The sequence below is a fragment of the Halostella pelagica genome (genome assembly GCF_004762015.1).
GTDB classification, from domain to species: Archaea; Halobacteriota; Halobacteria; order Halobacteriales; family Natronoarchaeaceae; genus Halostella; species Halostella pelagica.
This window is the reverse complement of the sequence record NZ_SJES01000006.1, coordinates 89,616-104,845: the sequence shown is the minus strand read 5'-3', so window position 1 is coordinate 104,845 and position 15,230 is coordinate 89,616. Positions and strand designations below refer to the sequence as shown.

Here is a 15,230-nt window from a genome sequence, read left to right as displayed (position 1 = left end):
GTACATGATCAGTCCAAGCCTGTTCGTCACGGAGTTGCTGAACGGACTCACCCTCGGGGTGTTGTATCTCCTCATAGCCGCCGGGCTGTCCGTGATCTTCGGAATGACGGACATCATCAACTTCGCTCACGGCGCGCTGTACATGCTCGGCGCGTACCTCGGGCTCTCGGTGATTGGCGTCACGGGGAGTTTCTGGCTCGCGTTGCTTATCGCGCCGATACTGGTCGGCGTCGTCGGAGCGGTGATGGAGCGTCTCACGCTACACCACATATACGACCGTGACCCGCTCTATCACATCATTCTGACGTTCGGCGCGATGCTGATGATCACGGAGGGAGTCAAATACGTCTGGGGCCCTCAGCCCCAACAGTTCTCGACGCCCGCTATCCTCGCGGGCACGGCCACGATGGAAATGAGTATGCTATCGATCAGTTATCCGATATACAAGCTCTTTCTCATCGCCGCGGGCGTCGGCGTCGCGCTGCTCGTCTGGGGCCTGTTCAAGTTCACTGACTTCGGACTTATCGTCCGCGCCGGGGCACAGAACCCGGGGACCGTCCGACTGCTCGGGATCGACGTGTCGAACTACTTCACGCTCGTGTTCGCCCTCGGAGCGGCACTTGCGGGGGCCGCCGGCGTTCTCGCCGCACCGTTTCTCAGCGTCTCGCCGTCGATGGGTGACTCGATCCTCATCGTCGCGTTCATCACCGTCGTCGTCGGCGGACTGGGTAGCTTCCGCGGCTCAGTCGTCGCCGCGATACTGATCGGACTCGTGGAATCGCTCGGGAACCTCCTCGTGCCGGAACTGACTGGGTTCTCCGTCTACCTCCTGATGATCGCCGTACTGCTCGTTCGCCCGCAGGGACTGCTCGGCGAGTACAAGGTGCGCCAGGCGTCCACGAAAGTCTCGTTCGACGAGGTTATCCCGCCCGTCCGGGTTACGTCGAAGACGGGCCTGGCAGCTATCGCCGTGCTCATGCTCGTTCCGCTCGGCATCGGCATCGTCTGGTCGTCGTACTACGTCGGCCTGCTCTCGCTCATTTTCGTCTGGGCGCTGCTGGCGCTCAGCCTCGACATCGTGATGGGATACATGGGACTGCTGTCGTTCGGCCACGCGGCGTTCTGGGGCGTCGGCGCGTACGTGACCGTGCTCACCACGATCCACTACACTGACCTGTTCCCGGTTGCGCTACTGCTTGCGGCGGTCACCTGCGGCGTCATCGCCTGGGGTATCGGCGCGCTCTCTATCCGGCTGACGGGAGTGTACTTTGCCATGATCACGCTTGCGTTCGCCGAACTGTTCCACCAGATCGGCGTAACCTGGAGCGAGGTCACTGGCGGCGCTAACGGGTTGATCATGCCGATTCCGCAGATGTTCGGCATCAACCTCGGCGACACGGTCGTGTTCTACTACCTCACGCTCGCCATCCTCGTCGGGACGTACGCGCTCTCGGTCCGGATCCTCGACTCGCCGTTCGGTCGCGTCGTCAAGGCCATCCGCGAGAGCGAGCGACGGACCGCCTCACTTGGGTACGACACGAACAAGTTCAAGCGTCGGGCGTTTGCCCTCTCGGGGACCATCGGCGGTATCGCGGGGTCGCTCTTCGCAGGCTACCAGTGGTTCGTCAGTCCCGAAACCCTGCACTGGGTCGTCTCGGGCGACGCCGTTATCGCCATGATGCTCGGCGGTATGGGGACCCTGTTCGGGCCGATGATCGGCGCGGCCGTGTTCATCGGCATCAGCGAAGGACTCTCGGCGTACATTCCGGGGTGGCGGTTCCTCCTCGGACTGTTTCTGGTCCTCATCGTCATGTTCGCACCGCGTGGGATCGCCAGTCTCCCGCGCGTGATCTCGAAGTCGACCGGCGACGCTCGGAGCCGTCTCTTCGGTGATTCGGACGAGATCGACATCGCGGACTACGAACAGACCGCGGCCAAAGAGGGTGAGAACGAGTGACGATCCTCGAAACCGAGAACCTGACGAAGAAGTACGGCAACCTCGTCGCGGTCGACGACGTCGAACTCTCCGTCTCGGCCGGGGAGATACGGTCGATCATCGGTCCGAACGGCGCCGGAAAGTCGACGCTGTTCGACCTGATAACCGGGATGCAACCGCCGACCGACGGGCGGATCCGGTTCGACGGAACGGACATCACGGGTATGGCGTCTCACAAGATCGCTCAGCGGGGGATGTCCCGCTCTTTCCAGATCACAGACGTGTTCGGCGGACTCACTGCCCTCGAGAACGTACAGGTCGCCGCGCAGGTCGACGACTCCCGACGGAGTTCGATGCTACGTGACGCGGACGGCCTCTCGGAAGTCCACGGGAAAGCGATGGACGTGTTGGCGGACATCGGACTGGACGACCGCCCGCACCAGCGCGCGTCCGACTTCGCCTACGGCGACCGGCGCAAGCTAGAGATAGGGCTCGCGGTCGCGAACGACCCAAAACTGCTGTTGCTCGACGAACCGACCGCGGGAATGGGGTCCGAAGACACGAACTCTACGATGCAGATGGTACAACGACTCGCCGCCGACCGGGACTTCACGGTACTGCTCATCGAACACGACCTCGAGATAGTGATGAACGTCTCCGACCGCATCACCGTTTTGCAAGACGGCGGGGTCATCGCTGAGGGGCCGCCGGAGGCGATACAGGACGACGAAACCGTACAGGAGGCCTACCTGGGAGGGGTGTTCTCGTGACCGACCCGTTACTCTCGCTGGAGGGCGTACACGCCTCCTACGGCGAGAGCCACATCCTCCGCGGCGTCTCGATGGAGGTCAGTCCGGGCGAGGTGGTCTCGCTCGTCGGACGCAACGGGGCCGGCAAGACGACGACGCTACGAAGCATCGTCGGCGTCCTCGAACCGACCCGCGGGACCGTCACCTTCGACGGCGAGGACGTGACGCACCTCCCGGACCACGAGCGGGTTCAGCGCGGCATCCAGTACGTTCCCGAGGACCGCCAGGCGTTTCCAGACCTGACGGTCGACGAGAACCTCCGCATGGGCGACCTGCGGTCCGGTGGCGAGGGGATCTACACTATCGACGAGGTGTACGACGTGTTCCCGCGACTCCGCGAACGGCAGTCACAGTCGGCCTCGCACCTGAGCGGCGGGGAACAACAGATGCTCGTCATCGCCCGTGCGCTGGTGGGAGAGACAGAACTACTCCTTCTCGACGAACCGAGCGAGGGCCTCGCGCCGCAGATCGTCCGGGACGTTCTCGACGTGATAGACAGGATCCGCGATGAGGGTGTTACGATCCTGCTCGTCGAGCAGAACGTCCACGCGGCCATGGAGACGGCCGACCGCCACTACGTGATAGACAGGGGCCAGATCGTCTTCGAAGGCGATACGGCTGCCCTCGAAGGCGACCGGGAAGTGCAGGAAAAACACCTGGGCGTCGGCGCGACCCTCGACGAACCGCAGGACTGATCCCGCTGTTTTTTCCCGCTGTGTCGTTTCGTACTCGCAGTCGTTCCCGGATTTTCCGCCCGTTCGAGCGCCGTCTCCGTCGAATCACGCGGCTGTCCTGACCGAACGAAATAAATAGGGTCGAACAGTGCTAGAGAACCACATGGGGTTCGACTTCCTGTACGACACGACGCTGGAGGACGACCAGATCTCCACGCATCGACAGAGTCGCGAGGACCACAGCAGTGACTGGGGAACGCTGGACGGGGGAGAGAGCCTGCCCGACGTCGTCGTGTGGCCCGAATCGGTCGAGGACGTATCGAGCGTGTTGGCGGCGGCGAACGAGCGGAGCGTGCCCGTGACACCGTACGCCGCGGGGACGAGTCTGGAGGGTCACGCGGTCCCGGTCGAAGGGGGAATCAGCCTCAACATGACGAAGATGGACCGGATCCTCGACATCAGGCCGGAAGACTTCCAGATCGACGTCCAACCCGGCTTGCTCGGGTCTGAGATCGACGAACTCGCCGGAGACCACGGGCTGTTTTTCCCGCCGCTTCCGTCGTCCGGAAAGATATCTACGATCGGTGGGATGATCGCCAACGACGCGAGCGGGATGCAGACGGTCAAATACGGCGAGATCCACGATTGGGTGCTCCGACTCGAGGCCGTCCTCGCCGACGGAACGGTGATCGAGACGGGGAGTACGGCGGCCAAGACCTCCGCGGGCTACAACCTGATGGACCTCCTCGTGGGGAGCGAGGGCACCCTCGCCGTCGTGACCGAGGCGACGCTCGAACTCGCCGGCCTCCCCGAACAGATATGGGGCGGCCGGGTCGTATTCGAGAACAGGACGGAGGCGTCAGCGGCCATCTCGGACGCGGTTCAGTGGGGGGTTGACGTCGCGAAGATCGAACTTATCGACGAGTTGAGCGCGGCAATGGCGAACCGGTATCTCGACGCCGACATGCCAGTCGCGCCGATGGCGTTCGTCGAGTTCCACAAGAACCACAACATCGAGGACGAGGTCGCGTTCTTCCGGTCTATCTTGGACGAGTACGACGTGTCCGAGGTCGAGATCACGGAGTCCGGTGAGGAGATGGACGAACTGTGGGAAGTCCGGGAAGAGATGGCGTCGGCGCTGAAACACTACGACCCGGACCTGGAGATGCTCACTTCGGGGGACGTAACTGTGCCCATTAGCAAGTACGCCGACCTGATCGATTATATCTCGGAGCTAGAGACGGAACACGACCTCGAAATCCCCAGTTTCGGCCATGCCGGCGACGGGAACATTCACTACACCGTCATGGTCAGAGAGGAGGACGACGAACACCGTGAACTCGGCGAGCGGGTCGACGAACAGATCGTCCGCCACGCCATCGAACTGGGCGGAACGTCGACCGGCGAACACGGCGTCGGAATGGGGAAACAGAAGTACCTCCCCGAGGAGTACACCGACGGGACGGTCGACCTCATGCGACGCATCAAGACGGCCTTCGACCCGAACGGGATACTGAATCCGGGGAAGATATTCCCCTCGGAGTAAGTCACGTGTGACGTAGGCTACGTAAAGAGGTCCTCGAACAGGGAGGCCTGAGCCCGGCGGAGACGTTCGAGGAACGCGGATTTGCTGATCCCGATCGCGTCTGCCACGTCGCCCGCGTCCGCCTCCCGCGGAACGGTGAAATACCCCATCTCGACGGCGCGTTGAATGCTCTCGATCTGGGCGGGTGTGAGGTCCCACCGTTTGGCAACTGGCTCGTCGTCAGTACGGAGCGGGTAGACGCGTTCGAGGCTGACGCCCACCGTCTCGCCCGCGGTTTCCATGACGCCGTTGAGAACGTCGTAGCCGACGACGACACCGATGAGCAGCGCCCCCTCGGGCTGGTATCGTATCGATTCGACCAGGAGCCCTGCGCTGATCAACTCGTGGACGATACAGGGGTCCTTGGAGAGACAGCGGAAGTTGTCGCAGGTCTCCGTTCGGGAGCGATGGAGATAGCGGATCCTGTCGTCACCGTCGAGTCGCTCCGAAAGCTGGTCGTTCGGGTCCGCGCTGAACTGGAGGAGAACGTTGCCGTCCGCGCGGAGTTGCGGAGGCCTCGCGGTGATGACCGTATCCGTGGCCCGACTCGCTTCGGCGAGCGGGCATTCGTCGCCCTCGATGCGGAACTCGACCATCAAGCACTCCTCGATCATCCTGTCTGTTCGAGAGGACCGCGAATACTTAAATGGACCACATGTTAGGGGTGTTTTGCTGCGGTAACTGCGAGCGAACGGTTTAAGTGATCTCTCTTCGCCAGGTTCGAGGCCTGTAAACCGCAGTCAGTTCCCGTGTTCGGGACGTAACAGAGTAAATTATATGTGCAACGATAGTGAGTTTCATACGTGACATACAGCTACGAACCACACCACTTCGAGGACTTCGAGGTGGGCCAGACGTTCCAGAGCGTCGGGAGAACGGTCACCGAAACGGACTTCGTAACGCACTCGATGGTCACGGGGGACTGGACGGAACTCCACACCAACAAGGAGTACGCCGAGGACGGAAACTTCGGCGAACGCGTCGCTCACGGTCCGATGACGTTCTCGCTCGCGACGGGTCTGGTCTACCGCTGCGGCTTCCTCGAACGGACAGTGCTCGCGTTCCTCGGCATGAATTACATGGACATTCCGAACCCGGTGTTCGTCGACGACACCGTCTCGCTGGAGATGGAAGTCGAAGACGCCCGCGAGATCTCCAGCCGCGACGACTCCGGCCTCGTGGTGATAGACTCCACGATGACGAATCAGGAAGACACCGTCGTCTTCGAGGGCGACATGAAGTTCCTCATCAAAAGTCGGGACTGACCGAGCCGTCCGTTTCACCTGGCTCGCCGCCACCGGCGAGCGGTTTCCCGTCCACGAAGAGCCTCTCGCCCGCCGGTCTGTGCTCGGCGTACCCGTCGAAATACTCCATTAGCTGGATGAGCGCTCCCGTCGGGTTACTGGGAGAGATAAACGCCTCCGCCCAGTGGTCGAACGCCGCCCTGTCCACGATCTGGTGCCCCTGTGCCTCTAGTCCGCGGACAGCGGCGTCGATATCAGCCACCTCCAGTGTGATGTGGTGCAGTCCCGGCCCCTTCTCTTCGAGAAACGCCGTCAGAAACGACTCGGTTCCGGGTTTCGGGGCGACGAGTTCGAGACGGGATGCGCCCCCGAGCACGTACGTCGCCCACGTGAATCGGCCGTCATCGCTTTCCTCTTCGTGGATCTTCTCACAGCCGAGCGCGAACAGCAACCGCTCACCGTCTTCGATCGATTCGACGGCGATGCCGACGTGGTCCATGCGCATCTGCGGCACGTCACTCATACCGAAACGGTTCACAGCGACGATAAAAAACGCTACCCTGACAGCCGGGACCGACGAGGCCGAAACAGCAAGATGCCGACCGGCCTACGCCATCTTCTCGAAGGGCTGCTCGCAGTCGTTACAGAAATGCATCGACCGGCACAGCGACGGGCCCTTCGGATGGTCCCGCTCGGTGTTCTCTGACCCGCAGTACGGGCACTCTGCGGGCTCGTGCTCGCCGTCGGTCTGGACGGAGGGGTCGTTTCCCCAGCTCATATGCTCAGTCCGAACTCCTTGAGGTCCTCTTCGCCCTGTTCCGTGACCATTTCGAGAGTCCACTCGGGACTCCAGACGAGCTGGACCGAGGCGTCCGCGACGCCGTCGACCGCGGCGACTTCGTCGGTGACCTGCGAGAGCAGCATCTCCCGGGCCGGGCAGCCGGTGTACGTCAGCGTCATCGCGATCGTTACGTCCGAGCCGTCACCGTCGGTGGCGTCCGTCGCATCGACGCCGTAGATCAGTCCCAGGTCCACGATGCTGATCGGCATCTCGGGGTCCTCTATCTCGTAGAGGACGTCCCACACGGCGGCTTCGAGCCCGTCCGCGTCCTCGCCCGTCGCCGGAAGGTCCTCGACGTCACCACCCTCGCGATACTCCGTGTACTGACACGGCGTCGCGTCAGCGTCCGGGTCGGAGGGTAACTCGCTACTCATCTCAGCTCGGGTCCTCCATGAGCGTGGTCGCCTCCGTCCGGCCGAGGTCGCGGTACGTCTGGGTGAAATCATCGTAGAGGGTCTCCCAGTCGTCCGTGTGGTTGCCGTCTCGACCGATCTCGGGGGGGAGGTCGGCGCTGGTGATCGTCCCGTCCTCGGAGATGGGAACGTCGAGCCCGTAGCTTTCGAGTTTCGGAACGACGTTCGAGAGCCACTCCTCGCCGAGTTCGTCGAGCGGTTCGGTGCGGTACTCGTTGTCGACGATCCGGGCTTCGACATCCGGGTCCGTCGGCTCGAAGAGAGTCAGCGCGTACGGGAACAGCCGGTCGACGGCCTCCTGAAGGCGACGCTGACCGTCGTCGTCGGAGGCAAGCCGATCGAGCCAGCTCTCCGCGTGTTCGAGGTGATAGTCCTCCTCGCTCTGGATCTTCCCGACGCGGTCGCGGATCGGCCCGTACGACGAGTCTTCGAGCGCCGACAGTCGGAGGTCTTCAGCGACATCGTAGAGGTACGTCCGAACGATAGCGTCGCTCCAGTCGCCCTCCTCGAACGGCAGTTCCGTCATCGTGCTGTGGCGGAACGTCTCCGGATCGCGCTCGAACAGGAGGTCCGGTTCGTCGTAGCCGAAGTCCTGTAGCAGGTCGTACCACAGCCTCGCGTGACCGAGTTCGTCCTGCGCAATGTTCGACAGGGCGAGGTCCGACTCCAGCGTGGGCGCGCGGACCTGCCACTCCGTGTATCGCTCGGCGGCGACGAACTCGTCGTCGGCGAGGCGATAGAGCAGGTGCTGCACCGCTTCCCGCTGGTCGTCGTCCAGGTCCTCGACCGGCGCGGCGGCAGTCGAAGACATTAGCTATCCCCCCGCTGGCGTTCGGCCTCCGCCTGCTCGTTCGCCGATTCCTCGACTTCCTTGGCGGGCGGCTCGATGTTGTAGGCGGTCGACCAGCGGTAGGACTTGTCGGTCGTCCCGCCGAAGCTCGTTTCCTCAGCGTCCACTTCGCCGACCTCCTCCTGCGGAACGACCCACAGGCTGTTGGTCGGTTTCCGGCGACCGTGCTGGATCTGCGCGAACAGCTTCGCCATCTCGCGGTCCGGTGCGTGGACGTTTCCGCAGTGCGTGTGGTACTCGCCCGTCTTCTTCTGTCGGAATACTTCCCAGATCATGGTTGTTAGTCGGCTGCGGTCGGCGTGTGGCCCGCCGTCGGCTGGTCGTCTCCCTCGATCGCGTCACGAACCCACTCGACGGCCTCCTGTGCGTTGGCACGTCCCTCGATCTGACCGACGCCCGGTTCGTAGTCGTTTTTCGCGATGGTGAAGAACTCGTCCCAGTCGAGGTCGTCCTCTTCGATCTCGAACGTCCCGTCGTCGTTTTCGCGGATACGCGGCTCGTCCGGGATCTCCAGGTTGTACTTGCGCGCCTTCGGCAGGTACTGGTTGAGGAAGGCGTTGCGGAGCTCGTCGTTGGTCATCGTCTTCAGCCCGACTTCAGCGGCGAAGTCGTGGTGGGTGGATTTGTCGTCCGACGGGCCGAAGAACTGGATGATGCGGGGCCACCACTCGTCGAAGGCGTCCTGAAGCATCTCCTGTTCTTTCTTCGAGCCGGTCGCAAGTTCGCGCATGATCGACTCGCCGTGTTTGACGTGGAACCCTTCCTCGAAGCAGATCTTGTCCATGGCGTGGGCGTACGGTTCCCAGCTGGTGCGTTTCAGCGTCGCCTGACGGCGCATGGCCGCGCCGTCGACGAAGAAGGCGATCATGGGGATCTCCGCCCAGTTCTCCATCGGGTAGTGGAAGCAGTTGAGGAACTTCCCCTTCCCGTTCGCCAGTTCGTCCAGCATCTCTTCGCGGGTTTTGATGCCGAGCGATTCGGCGGCCCGGTAGAGGAACTGGCCGTGGCCGATCTCGTCTTGCACCTTGGCGCTGAACGCGAGCTTCCGGTCTATACTCGGCGACTGGCGGATGAACGGTCGCTCCAGGTACGCCCCCATGATCTCGCTGTTGGCGTGGAACTGGATCATGCGGGTCGCCGCCTTGCGGTACTCCTCCGGCAGGTCGTCCCCGGGGTTGAACTCCCGCGGACCGGCGCGTTCTTTCACTTCGTCTATGTTCATTGTCTACTCTTATGGACGGACGGATGAACCATAGGGTTTCACCCCTACATGAACGGGCTTTATATACGGGCAGATGCGTACCGGGCCAATCCAAAGAGGAATCGGTCTCGATCCGACGAGTTCCGAGCCTACGCCCCGTGGACAGATCTCCCCAAGCAGTACCTATTTCACCCCGTGTGACCACGAGGCAGTGTATGTCGGACGACCCCGAATCGATGAGAGCACGCGCTGAGAGCGATCCGTACTGTGAAACGCTCGGGATCGAACTCGTCGAAATGGACTCGGGCCACGCACGGACCGAACTGACCGTCGGCGAGAACCATCTCAACTTCCACGGAACCGTTCACGGGGGCGCGATCTACTCGTTAGCGGACGCGGCCTTCGCCGCGGCGTCGAACAGTCACGGCGAGACGGCGTTCGCGCTGGAAACGAACATCTCATATCTCGACATGACCGAGACGGGAACGACGTTAGACGCGACGGCGACAGAGACGTACAACGGCCGCCGAACGGCCGAGTACAGGGTCGAAGTCTCCGGTCCCGGCGACGACCCGATCGCCACGTTCCGCGGCAGAGTGTACAAGCCCGGTTCGTCGGACGGGGAGTAAGTCATACTGTCAACTGTAACTGCGGACAGAGAATCGGACCCCGGAGCCGATATTCTGCAAGGAATTACAGCCGACAGTCTCAGTAGCAGTCGACCGAACGAGGAACCCCACGGCAACCCGTGATGTCAGCGGTGGTCGTAGACGCGTTGGACCTTGCCGACTTCGGTACGCTCGATGTCACCGTACTCGACGAGTTCGAGCGAATCAGGGGTGAACACGAGAACGTTCTTGAGTCGTTCCTGGATTTCGCCACGCAACTGGTCGACATCCCCGTCGAAATCCTCGCTGAGTTCGACGGTGATCTCGATCCGGTCGAGATTGTTCTCCTCGTAGAGGTCGATGCGGTACTGTGGCTCGACGCCGTCGAACTTCAGGACGACGTCCTCTATCTCGCTGGGGTAGAGGTTCGCCCCCCTGACGATCAGCAGGTCGTCGGTGCGTCCCGTCACGTTGTCCATCCGAACCGTCGTCCGCCCGCACTCGCACTCGTCGTACGAGAGCGTCGTCAGATCGCCGGTCCGGTACCGCAACACCGGGAGCGCATCCTTGCTCAGCGTCGTCAACACGAGTTCGCCCTCCTCGCCTTCGGGGAGCGGTTCGCCCGTCGATGGATCGACCACTTCGGGGTAGAAGTGGTCCTCGAAGACGTGCAGTCCTTCCTGAGCCTCGTTGCACTCACAGGAGACTCCCGGGCCGATGATCTCGGACAGACCATACAGATCGATACCGTCCACGTCGAGACGGCTCTCGATCGCCTCCCGCATCGGGTCGGTACACGGTTCGGCCCCGAACATTATCGTCGATAGCGGGAGGTCGCCGACGTCGACGCCCATCTCCTCGGCGGTCTCCTCCAGATATAGGGCGTACGACGGTGTACACGTTATCACGTCGCTTTCGAGGTCCTGCATCATCTCGATCTGGCGTTGCGTACCGCCAGCGCCGATCGGGAGCACAGTTGCGCCGAGTTCCTCGATCCCCTGGTGCAGACCGAGGCCGCCCGTGAACAGGCCGTACCCGTACGCGTTCTGGACTAGATCCCCGGGTTCGACGCCCGCCGCTGCCAGGCTCCGTGCGACGACTTCGCTCCACACATCGAGGTCGCTGTCGGTGTACGCGACGATCTTCGGTTTCCCCGTAGTGCCCGACGAGGCGTGGAGTCGCCGAACCTCCGAGTCGTCGACAGCGAACAAGCCGTTCGGATACTCGTCCCGGAAATCTTCTTTCGTCGTAAACGGCAGTTTCGACACGTCTTCGACGCCGCTGATGTCGTCGGGGTCGACACCCGACTCGTCGAGGGCGTCCCTGTAAAAGGAGACGTTTTCGTACGCGTTCTCGACGGTCTCCTGCAGTCTCCGGTCCTGTAGCTCCCGCAGTTCCGATCGCGGGGCCGTTTCCACCTGGTTGTAGATCATCCTCGGTTGTACATCTCCGGTCCTAATGAAAAATCATTGGGTAGGCAAACCACCGCCGTGGAGATATGTCACGGGATGGATCCGGTGAATATTGACAGCTGTACGGGCGAACTCGATTTACCACTAGAGTGACGGTCAGTCGTCCGGTCGAGGACGATCCCGCAGACTGGATGAAATCCTCGGTGAGAACGAAAGGGCTGAAACAGTCCGGAGAGGGTCAGATATCGTCGCTTCGGAACGCTGGGGGACGCTGGACGCGTTCCGCGACGGGGTCCGCCAACGACAGTTCCATCTCGAGGTCCGACCGTAACCGCTCCTCGACGCAGAACCCAACGTTCTCGTACACCGAAATCGCGCGCCGGTTCCCCTTCGAAACTTCGAGCGTCACCGCGTCGTGACCGCGGTCCTCGGCGTAGGCGATGACGTGTTTGACCAGTTCGGTCCCGATCCCTCTGTCCTGATGCTCCGAGTGGACGAAGATGACGAACTTCGGGTCGGTCGCGTCCGCCGGGGCCACACCGACGTGGCCGACGACCTCGTCGTCGACTGCGACGAGGTTCCACCCGTCGTCGGCGAGTTTATCCAGCCAGTCCTCGATCTGGGGAACCGTCGTAGGCGGCAGTCCCATCGTGCGACTGTAGGAGTCTATCTCGTCGTACATGGTGACGAGCGACTCCCGGTCCTCGTCGCGGTACGGGCGTATCAGCAGCGGAACGCCCTCGCTGTCGGTGAACCGTGGACAGCGGGGTGGACAGAGCGGCGTCCCCTCGCAGTCGGAGTTGTCCCAGACGTTACAGACGGTTTTCGAATCCGCCTGACGAGCGCTCATACCTGAACTTCTAAGCCAACGCGTAAGGGCGCTGTGGGGAACATGTTCGCCGAAGCTGTCCCGTACCGATCCGAAACGTCCACCTCGAAGAACAGGGGAACAATTATTGGGCTAGTAACCGAAAACAACGGTATGTTTAAACTACTGGCAGCGCTGGACGAAGTGGATCAGATGCACGCACAGATGGATGCGGTCGAAGATATCGCCGCCCTATCGGACGACGTGACGGTGTATCTGCTACACGTGTTCACCGACAACCCGTCGGGGGCGTCGGTCCATCAAGTGGAGGCCGTCCGGGAAGCGATGGAACGGCTCGAATCGCTGGACATCAACGTACAGGCCGTCGAGACGAGCGGCGACCCGGCGACGCAGATCCTTGAACAGGCAGAGGACCTGGACGTAGAACAGATCTGTATCGGCGGTCGCAAGCGCTCCCCGACCGGGAAAGCGCTGTTCGGGAGCGTTACCCAGGACGTCGTCCTCAGCGCCGACAGACCCGTACTAGTCTGCGGGGCACAGAGCCAGAACTGAGAGCGGAGACGCACTGTTTGGCGAAACCGCGTTCCGACGACGGCGACGCCCGGAGAGGAATCTTAATGTGAGTGGTTGTTCACTGGGAAAACGATGCGTGTTACCGTACTCGGAGCGGGGACGATGGGCCACGGGATCGCACAGGTGTCAGCGACGGGCGGGTACGACGTCACGATGCGCGACATCGACGAATCGATCCTCTCCGACGGGATGGAGTCGATCGAGTCGAACCTGCAGGGCGGCGTCGACCGTGAAAAGCTCTCCGCCGCGGAGAAAGAGGACGCCCTCGACCGGATCGAGACGACGACCGACCTGGAAGCGGCGGTCGCAGACGCGGACCTGGTCGTCGAAGCGGTGCCGGAGGACATGGACCTCAAGCAACAGACGTTCGACGATGTCGCGTCACACGCCCCGGAGGACGCCGTAATCGCGTCGAACACCTCCTCAATGTCGGTGACGGAGATAGCCAGCACCCTCGACCGTCCCGGGAGAGCGATCGGGCTTCACTTTTTCAATCCGGTCCACATCATGGGGCTGGTCGAGATCGTTCTCGCCGAACAGACCGACGAGGCGACGGTCGACGCCGCGACGGAGTTCGTCGAGACCATCGAAAAGGAGCCGGTGACAGTTCGGGACTCAGCCGGGTTCGCGTCCTCTCGGCTCGGCGTGACACTCGGCGTCGAAGCGGTACGGATGCTGGAGGAGGGCGTCGCCGGACCGCGCGACCTCGACGCCGCGATGGAACTCGGCTACAATCACCCGATGGGGCCGATCGAACTCGGCGACGTAGTCGGGCTTGACGTCCGTCTTGACATCCTCGAATACCTCCGTGAAGAACTCGGCGAGCGGTTCCGACCGCCGCAGTTGCTCAAGCAGAAGGTCCGCGCCGGGAAACTCGGCAAGAAGACCGGCGAGGGGTTCTACGTCTGGGAAGACGGCGAGATAGTCGGCGTCAGCGGCGAGTGGGGTGACGACTGATGGCGGACGTCGAAGATGCGGCCGCCGACTTCGAGACGGTGTCGGCGACCGTCGGAGCCCACGTCGACCGGGTGGCAACCGTGACGCTGTCCCGGCCGGACGCGCGAAACGCCCTCAACACCCAGTTGCGCGAGGAACTCGAAGCCGTGCTGTCGGCGGTCGAAGACGACGACTCCGTCAAGGTCGTTGTCCTCACCGGGGACGAGGAGGGCGGCGCGTTCGTCGCCGGCGCGGACGTGACGGAACTGCGCGAACGGGACTCCATCGAACAGCGTGAGCAGGGCAGGCGGCCGCGGATCTACGAGCACGTGGCGAACCTCTCGAAGCCGATCATCGCACGGCTCAACGGGCACACGCTCGGCGGCGGCTGCGAGCTCGCACAGGCGTGCGACGTGCGGATCGCCGCGGAGAGCGCGAAACTCGGACAGCCCGAGATCAACCTCGGCATCATCCCGGGCGGCGGCGGAACCCAACGGCTCCCCCGCCTCGTCGGCGAGGGGCAGGCTATGCGGCTGATCCTCTCCGGCGAACTGATCGACGCCGAGGAGGCCGCCGACATCGGCCTCGTCGACGAGGTCCACCCGGACGACGACCTGGACGAGCAGGTGTACGACCTCGCCGAATCGATGGCCGAGAAGAGCCCCGTCGCTCTGGAAATCGCCAAAACCGCCGTTCAGGCCAGCTCGAAGATGGACCTGGACGACGGCATCGAGTACGAGGCGGAACTGTTCGCCCAGTTGTTCGCGACCGAAGACAAAAACGAAGGCATCGACGCGTTCTTCGAGGACCGCGACCCCGAGTGGAAGGGGAAATAACGGTCAGTCGGGGCCTGACCGTTCGACGAGTTCGCGGTTTTCCAGCGACAGGACGGTCACGCCGTCCTGATTCGTCACCGTGATCGCCTCGTGAACGATCCCCGTCTCCGGGTTGCTCTCGGACACTCGCGTGTCCAGAACCTCGTTTTCGACGGTCAGCGTGTCGCCGGGGCGGACCGGTTCGTGCCACCGGACGTCGTCGATCCCCAGACCGCCGACGACGGCCCGCTCGCTCCGGATCTCGTCGACGAGCAGGCGGACGGACAGCGACAACGTGTGGTAGCCGCTGGCGATGATCCCCCCGTGCTGGCTCTCAGCGGCCGCTTCCGGGTCGGTGTGGATGTCGAGCGGGTCGAACTGCTCGGCGAACTCGACGATATCGTCCTCCGAAACGGTCGTCGACCCGCACGATACGACGGTACCCGCTTCGATGTCGTCGAAATAGGTCCTTCCGTCGTCGTCGCCGTTCATGCGGGAACCGTC

At 62.8% G+C, this 15,230-nt stretch carries 19 protein-coding genes; 9 read left to right on the top strand and 10 right to left on the bottom strand.

Going from position 1 to position 15,230, the window contains the following annotated elements; genetic code table 11:
* Positions 1-4: 4 nt before the first annotated feature.
* The 4 genes from EYW42_RS14415 (at position 5) to EYW42_RS14400 (ending at position 4,965) form a co-directional block, all read left to right on the top strand.
* Entirely contained in the window at positions 5-1,957 is a 1,953-nt protein-coding gene (locus EYW42_RS14415) for an ABC transporter permease (RefSeq protein WP_135535994.1), read from the top strand.
* On the top strand, positions 1,954-2,706 hold the full coding sequence (locus EYW42_RS14410) for an ABC transporter ATP-binding protein (protein ID WP_135535993.1): 753 nt from the start codon (positions 1,954-1,956) through the stop codon (positions 2,704-2,706). The genes EYW42_RS14415 and EYW42_RS14410 overlap by 4 nt, the downstream gene beginning before the upstream one ends.
* Positions 2,703-3,440: an ABC transporter ATP-binding protein gene (locus EYW42_RS14405; RefSeq protein ID WP_237561342.1), complete on the top strand. Its 738-nt coding sequence runs from the start codon at positions 2,703-2,705 to the stop codon at positions 3,438-3,440. The genes EYW42_RS14410 and EYW42_RS14405 overlap by 4 nt, the downstream gene beginning before the upstream one ends.
* Before the next feature lie 142 nt (positions 3,441-3,582).
* Positions 3,583-4,965, top strand: coding sequence for an FAD-binding oxidoreductase (locus tag EYW42_RS14400; RefSeq protein WP_135536114.1), 1,383 nt, complete (start codon positions 3,583-3,585; stop codon positions 4,963-4,965).
* 17 nt (positions 4,966-4,982) lie between these two features.
* Here EYW42_RS14400 and EYW42_RS14395 read toward each other — a convergent pair whose 3' ends face one another.
* A complete protein-coding gene (locus EYW42_RS14395; protein ID WP_135535992.1) occupies positions 4,983-5,618 on the bottom strand; it encodes a helix-turn-helix domain-containing protein in 636 nt (211 codons plus the stop codon).
* 189 nt (positions 5,619-5,807) lie between these two features.
* Between EYW42_RS14395 and EYW42_RS14390 the strand changes: the two genes are divergently transcribed.
* Positions 5,808-6,269: a MaoC/PaaZ C-terminal domain-containing protein gene (locus EYW42_RS14390; RefSeq protein WP_135535991.1), complete on the top strand. Its 462-nt coding sequence runs from the start codon at positions 5,808-5,810 to the stop codon at positions 6,267-6,269.
* On the opposite strand, the gene EYW42_RS14385 is transcribed toward EYW42_RS14390, so the two are convergent.
* From EYW42_RS14385 to paaA, 6 genes are all read right to left on the bottom strand, one after another.
* Positions 6,253-6,771 (bottom strand): VOC family protein, encoded by a 519-nt coding sequence (locus EYW42_RS14385; protein ID WP_135535990.1) that lies wholly within the window; start codon positions 6,769-6,771, stop codon positions 6,253-6,255. The genes EYW42_RS14390 and EYW42_RS14385 overlap by 17 nt on opposite strands.
* Before the next feature lie 84 nt (positions 6,772-6,855).
* The gene (gene paaE / locus EYW42_RS19900; protein ID WP_202613910.1) at positions 6,856-7,026 is read right to left on the bottom strand and encodes a 1,2-phenylacetyl-CoA epoxidase subunit PaaE; all 171 of its coding nucleotides are present in this window, start codon (positions 7,024-7,026) and stop codon (positions 6,856-6,858) included.
* Entirely contained in the window at positions 7,023-7,463 is a 441-nt protein-coding gene (gene paaD / locus EYW42_RS14380) for a 1,2-phenylacetyl-CoA epoxidase subunit PaaD (protein ID WP_135535989.1), read from the bottom strand. The genes paaE and paaD overlap by 4 nt, the downstream gene beginning before the upstream one ends.
* A 1-nt stretch (position 7,464) precedes the next feature.
* Positions 7,465-8,313 carry a 1,2-phenylacetyl-CoA epoxidase subunit PaaC gene (gene paaC / locus EYW42_RS14375; protein ID WP_135535988.1) on the bottom strand — a complete coding sequence of 283 codons (849 nt, stop codon included), beginning with the start codon at positions 8,311-8,313 and terminating at the stop codon, positions 7,465-7,467.
* Positions 8,313-8,627, bottom strand: a complete 315-nt coding sequence (gene paaB / locus EYW42_RS14370) for a 1,2-phenylacetyl-CoA epoxidase subunit PaaB (RefSeq protein WP_135535987.1) — start codon at positions 8,625-8,627, stop codon at positions 8,313-8,315. Before paaB ends, paaC begins: the two co-directional genes overlap by 1 nt.
* A gap of 5 nt (positions 8,628-8,632) precedes the next feature.
* Positions 8,633-9,574 (bottom strand): 1,2-phenylacetyl-CoA epoxidase subunit PaaA, encoded by a 942-nt coding sequence (gene paaA, locus EYW42_RS14365; protein ID WP_135535986.1) that lies wholly within the window; start codon positions 9,572-9,574, stop codon positions 8,633-8,635.
* Positions 9,575-9,768: 194 nt separating this feature from the next.
* Between paaA and EYW42_RS14360 the strand changes: the two genes are divergently transcribed.
* Positions 9,769-10,182, top strand: a complete 414-nt coding sequence (locus EYW42_RS14360; RefSeq protein ID WP_135535985.1) for a PaaI family thioesterase — start codon at positions 9,769-9,771, stop codon at positions 10,180-10,182.
* A gap of 125 nt (positions 10,183-10,307) precedes the next feature.
* Here the strand turns inward: EYW42_RS14360 and paaK are convergent, their stop codons facing one another.
* Positions 10,308-11,594 carry a phenylacetate--CoA ligase PaaK gene (gene paaK, locus EYW42_RS14355; protein WP_135535984.1) on the bottom strand — a complete coding sequence of 429 codons (1,287 nt, stop codon included), beginning with the start codon at positions 11,592-11,594 and terminating at the stop codon, positions 10,308-10,310.
* 217 nt (positions 11,595-11,811) lie between these two features.
* A complete protein-coding gene (locus EYW42_RS14350) occupies positions 11,812-12,423 on the bottom strand; it encodes a GNAT family N-acetyltransferase (RefSeq protein WP_135535983.1) in 612 nt (203 codons plus the stop codon).
* 132 nt (positions 12,424-12,555) lie between these two features.
* Here EYW42_RS14350 and EYW42_RS14345 point away from each other — a divergent pair, with 132 nt between their 5' ends.
* The 3 genes from EYW42_RS14345 (at position 12,556) to EYW42_RS14335 (ending at position 14,747) form a co-directional block, all read left to right on the top strand.
* Positions 12,556-12,954, top strand: a complete 399-nt coding sequence (locus EYW42_RS14345) for a universal stress protein (RefSeq protein WP_135535982.1) — start codon at positions 12,556-12,558, stop codon at positions 12,952-12,954.
* Positions 12,955-13,047: 93 nt separating this feature from the next.
* Positions 13,048-13,932, top strand: coding sequence for a 3-hydroxyacyl-CoA dehydrogenase family protein (locus tag EYW42_RS14340; RefSeq protein WP_135535981.1), 885 nt, complete (start codon positions 13,048-13,050; stop codon positions 13,930-13,932).
* On the top strand, positions 13,932-14,747 hold the full coding sequence (locus tag EYW42_RS14335) for an enoyl-CoA hydratase/isomerase family protein (protein WP_135535980.1): 816 nt from the start codon (positions 13,932-13,934) through the stop codon (positions 14,745-14,747). Before EYW42_RS14340 ends, EYW42_RS14335 begins: the two co-directional genes overlap by 1 nt.
* A gap of 3 nt (positions 14,748-14,750) precedes the next feature.
* On the opposite strand, the gene EYW42_RS14330 is transcribed toward EYW42_RS14335, so the two are convergent.
* Positions 14,751-15,218, bottom strand: a complete 468-nt coding sequence (locus EYW42_RS14330) for a MaoC family dehydratase (protein WP_135535979.1) — start codon at positions 15,216-15,218, stop codon at positions 14,751-14,753.
* Between the last annotated feature and the right edge of the window lie 12 nt (positions 15,219-15,230).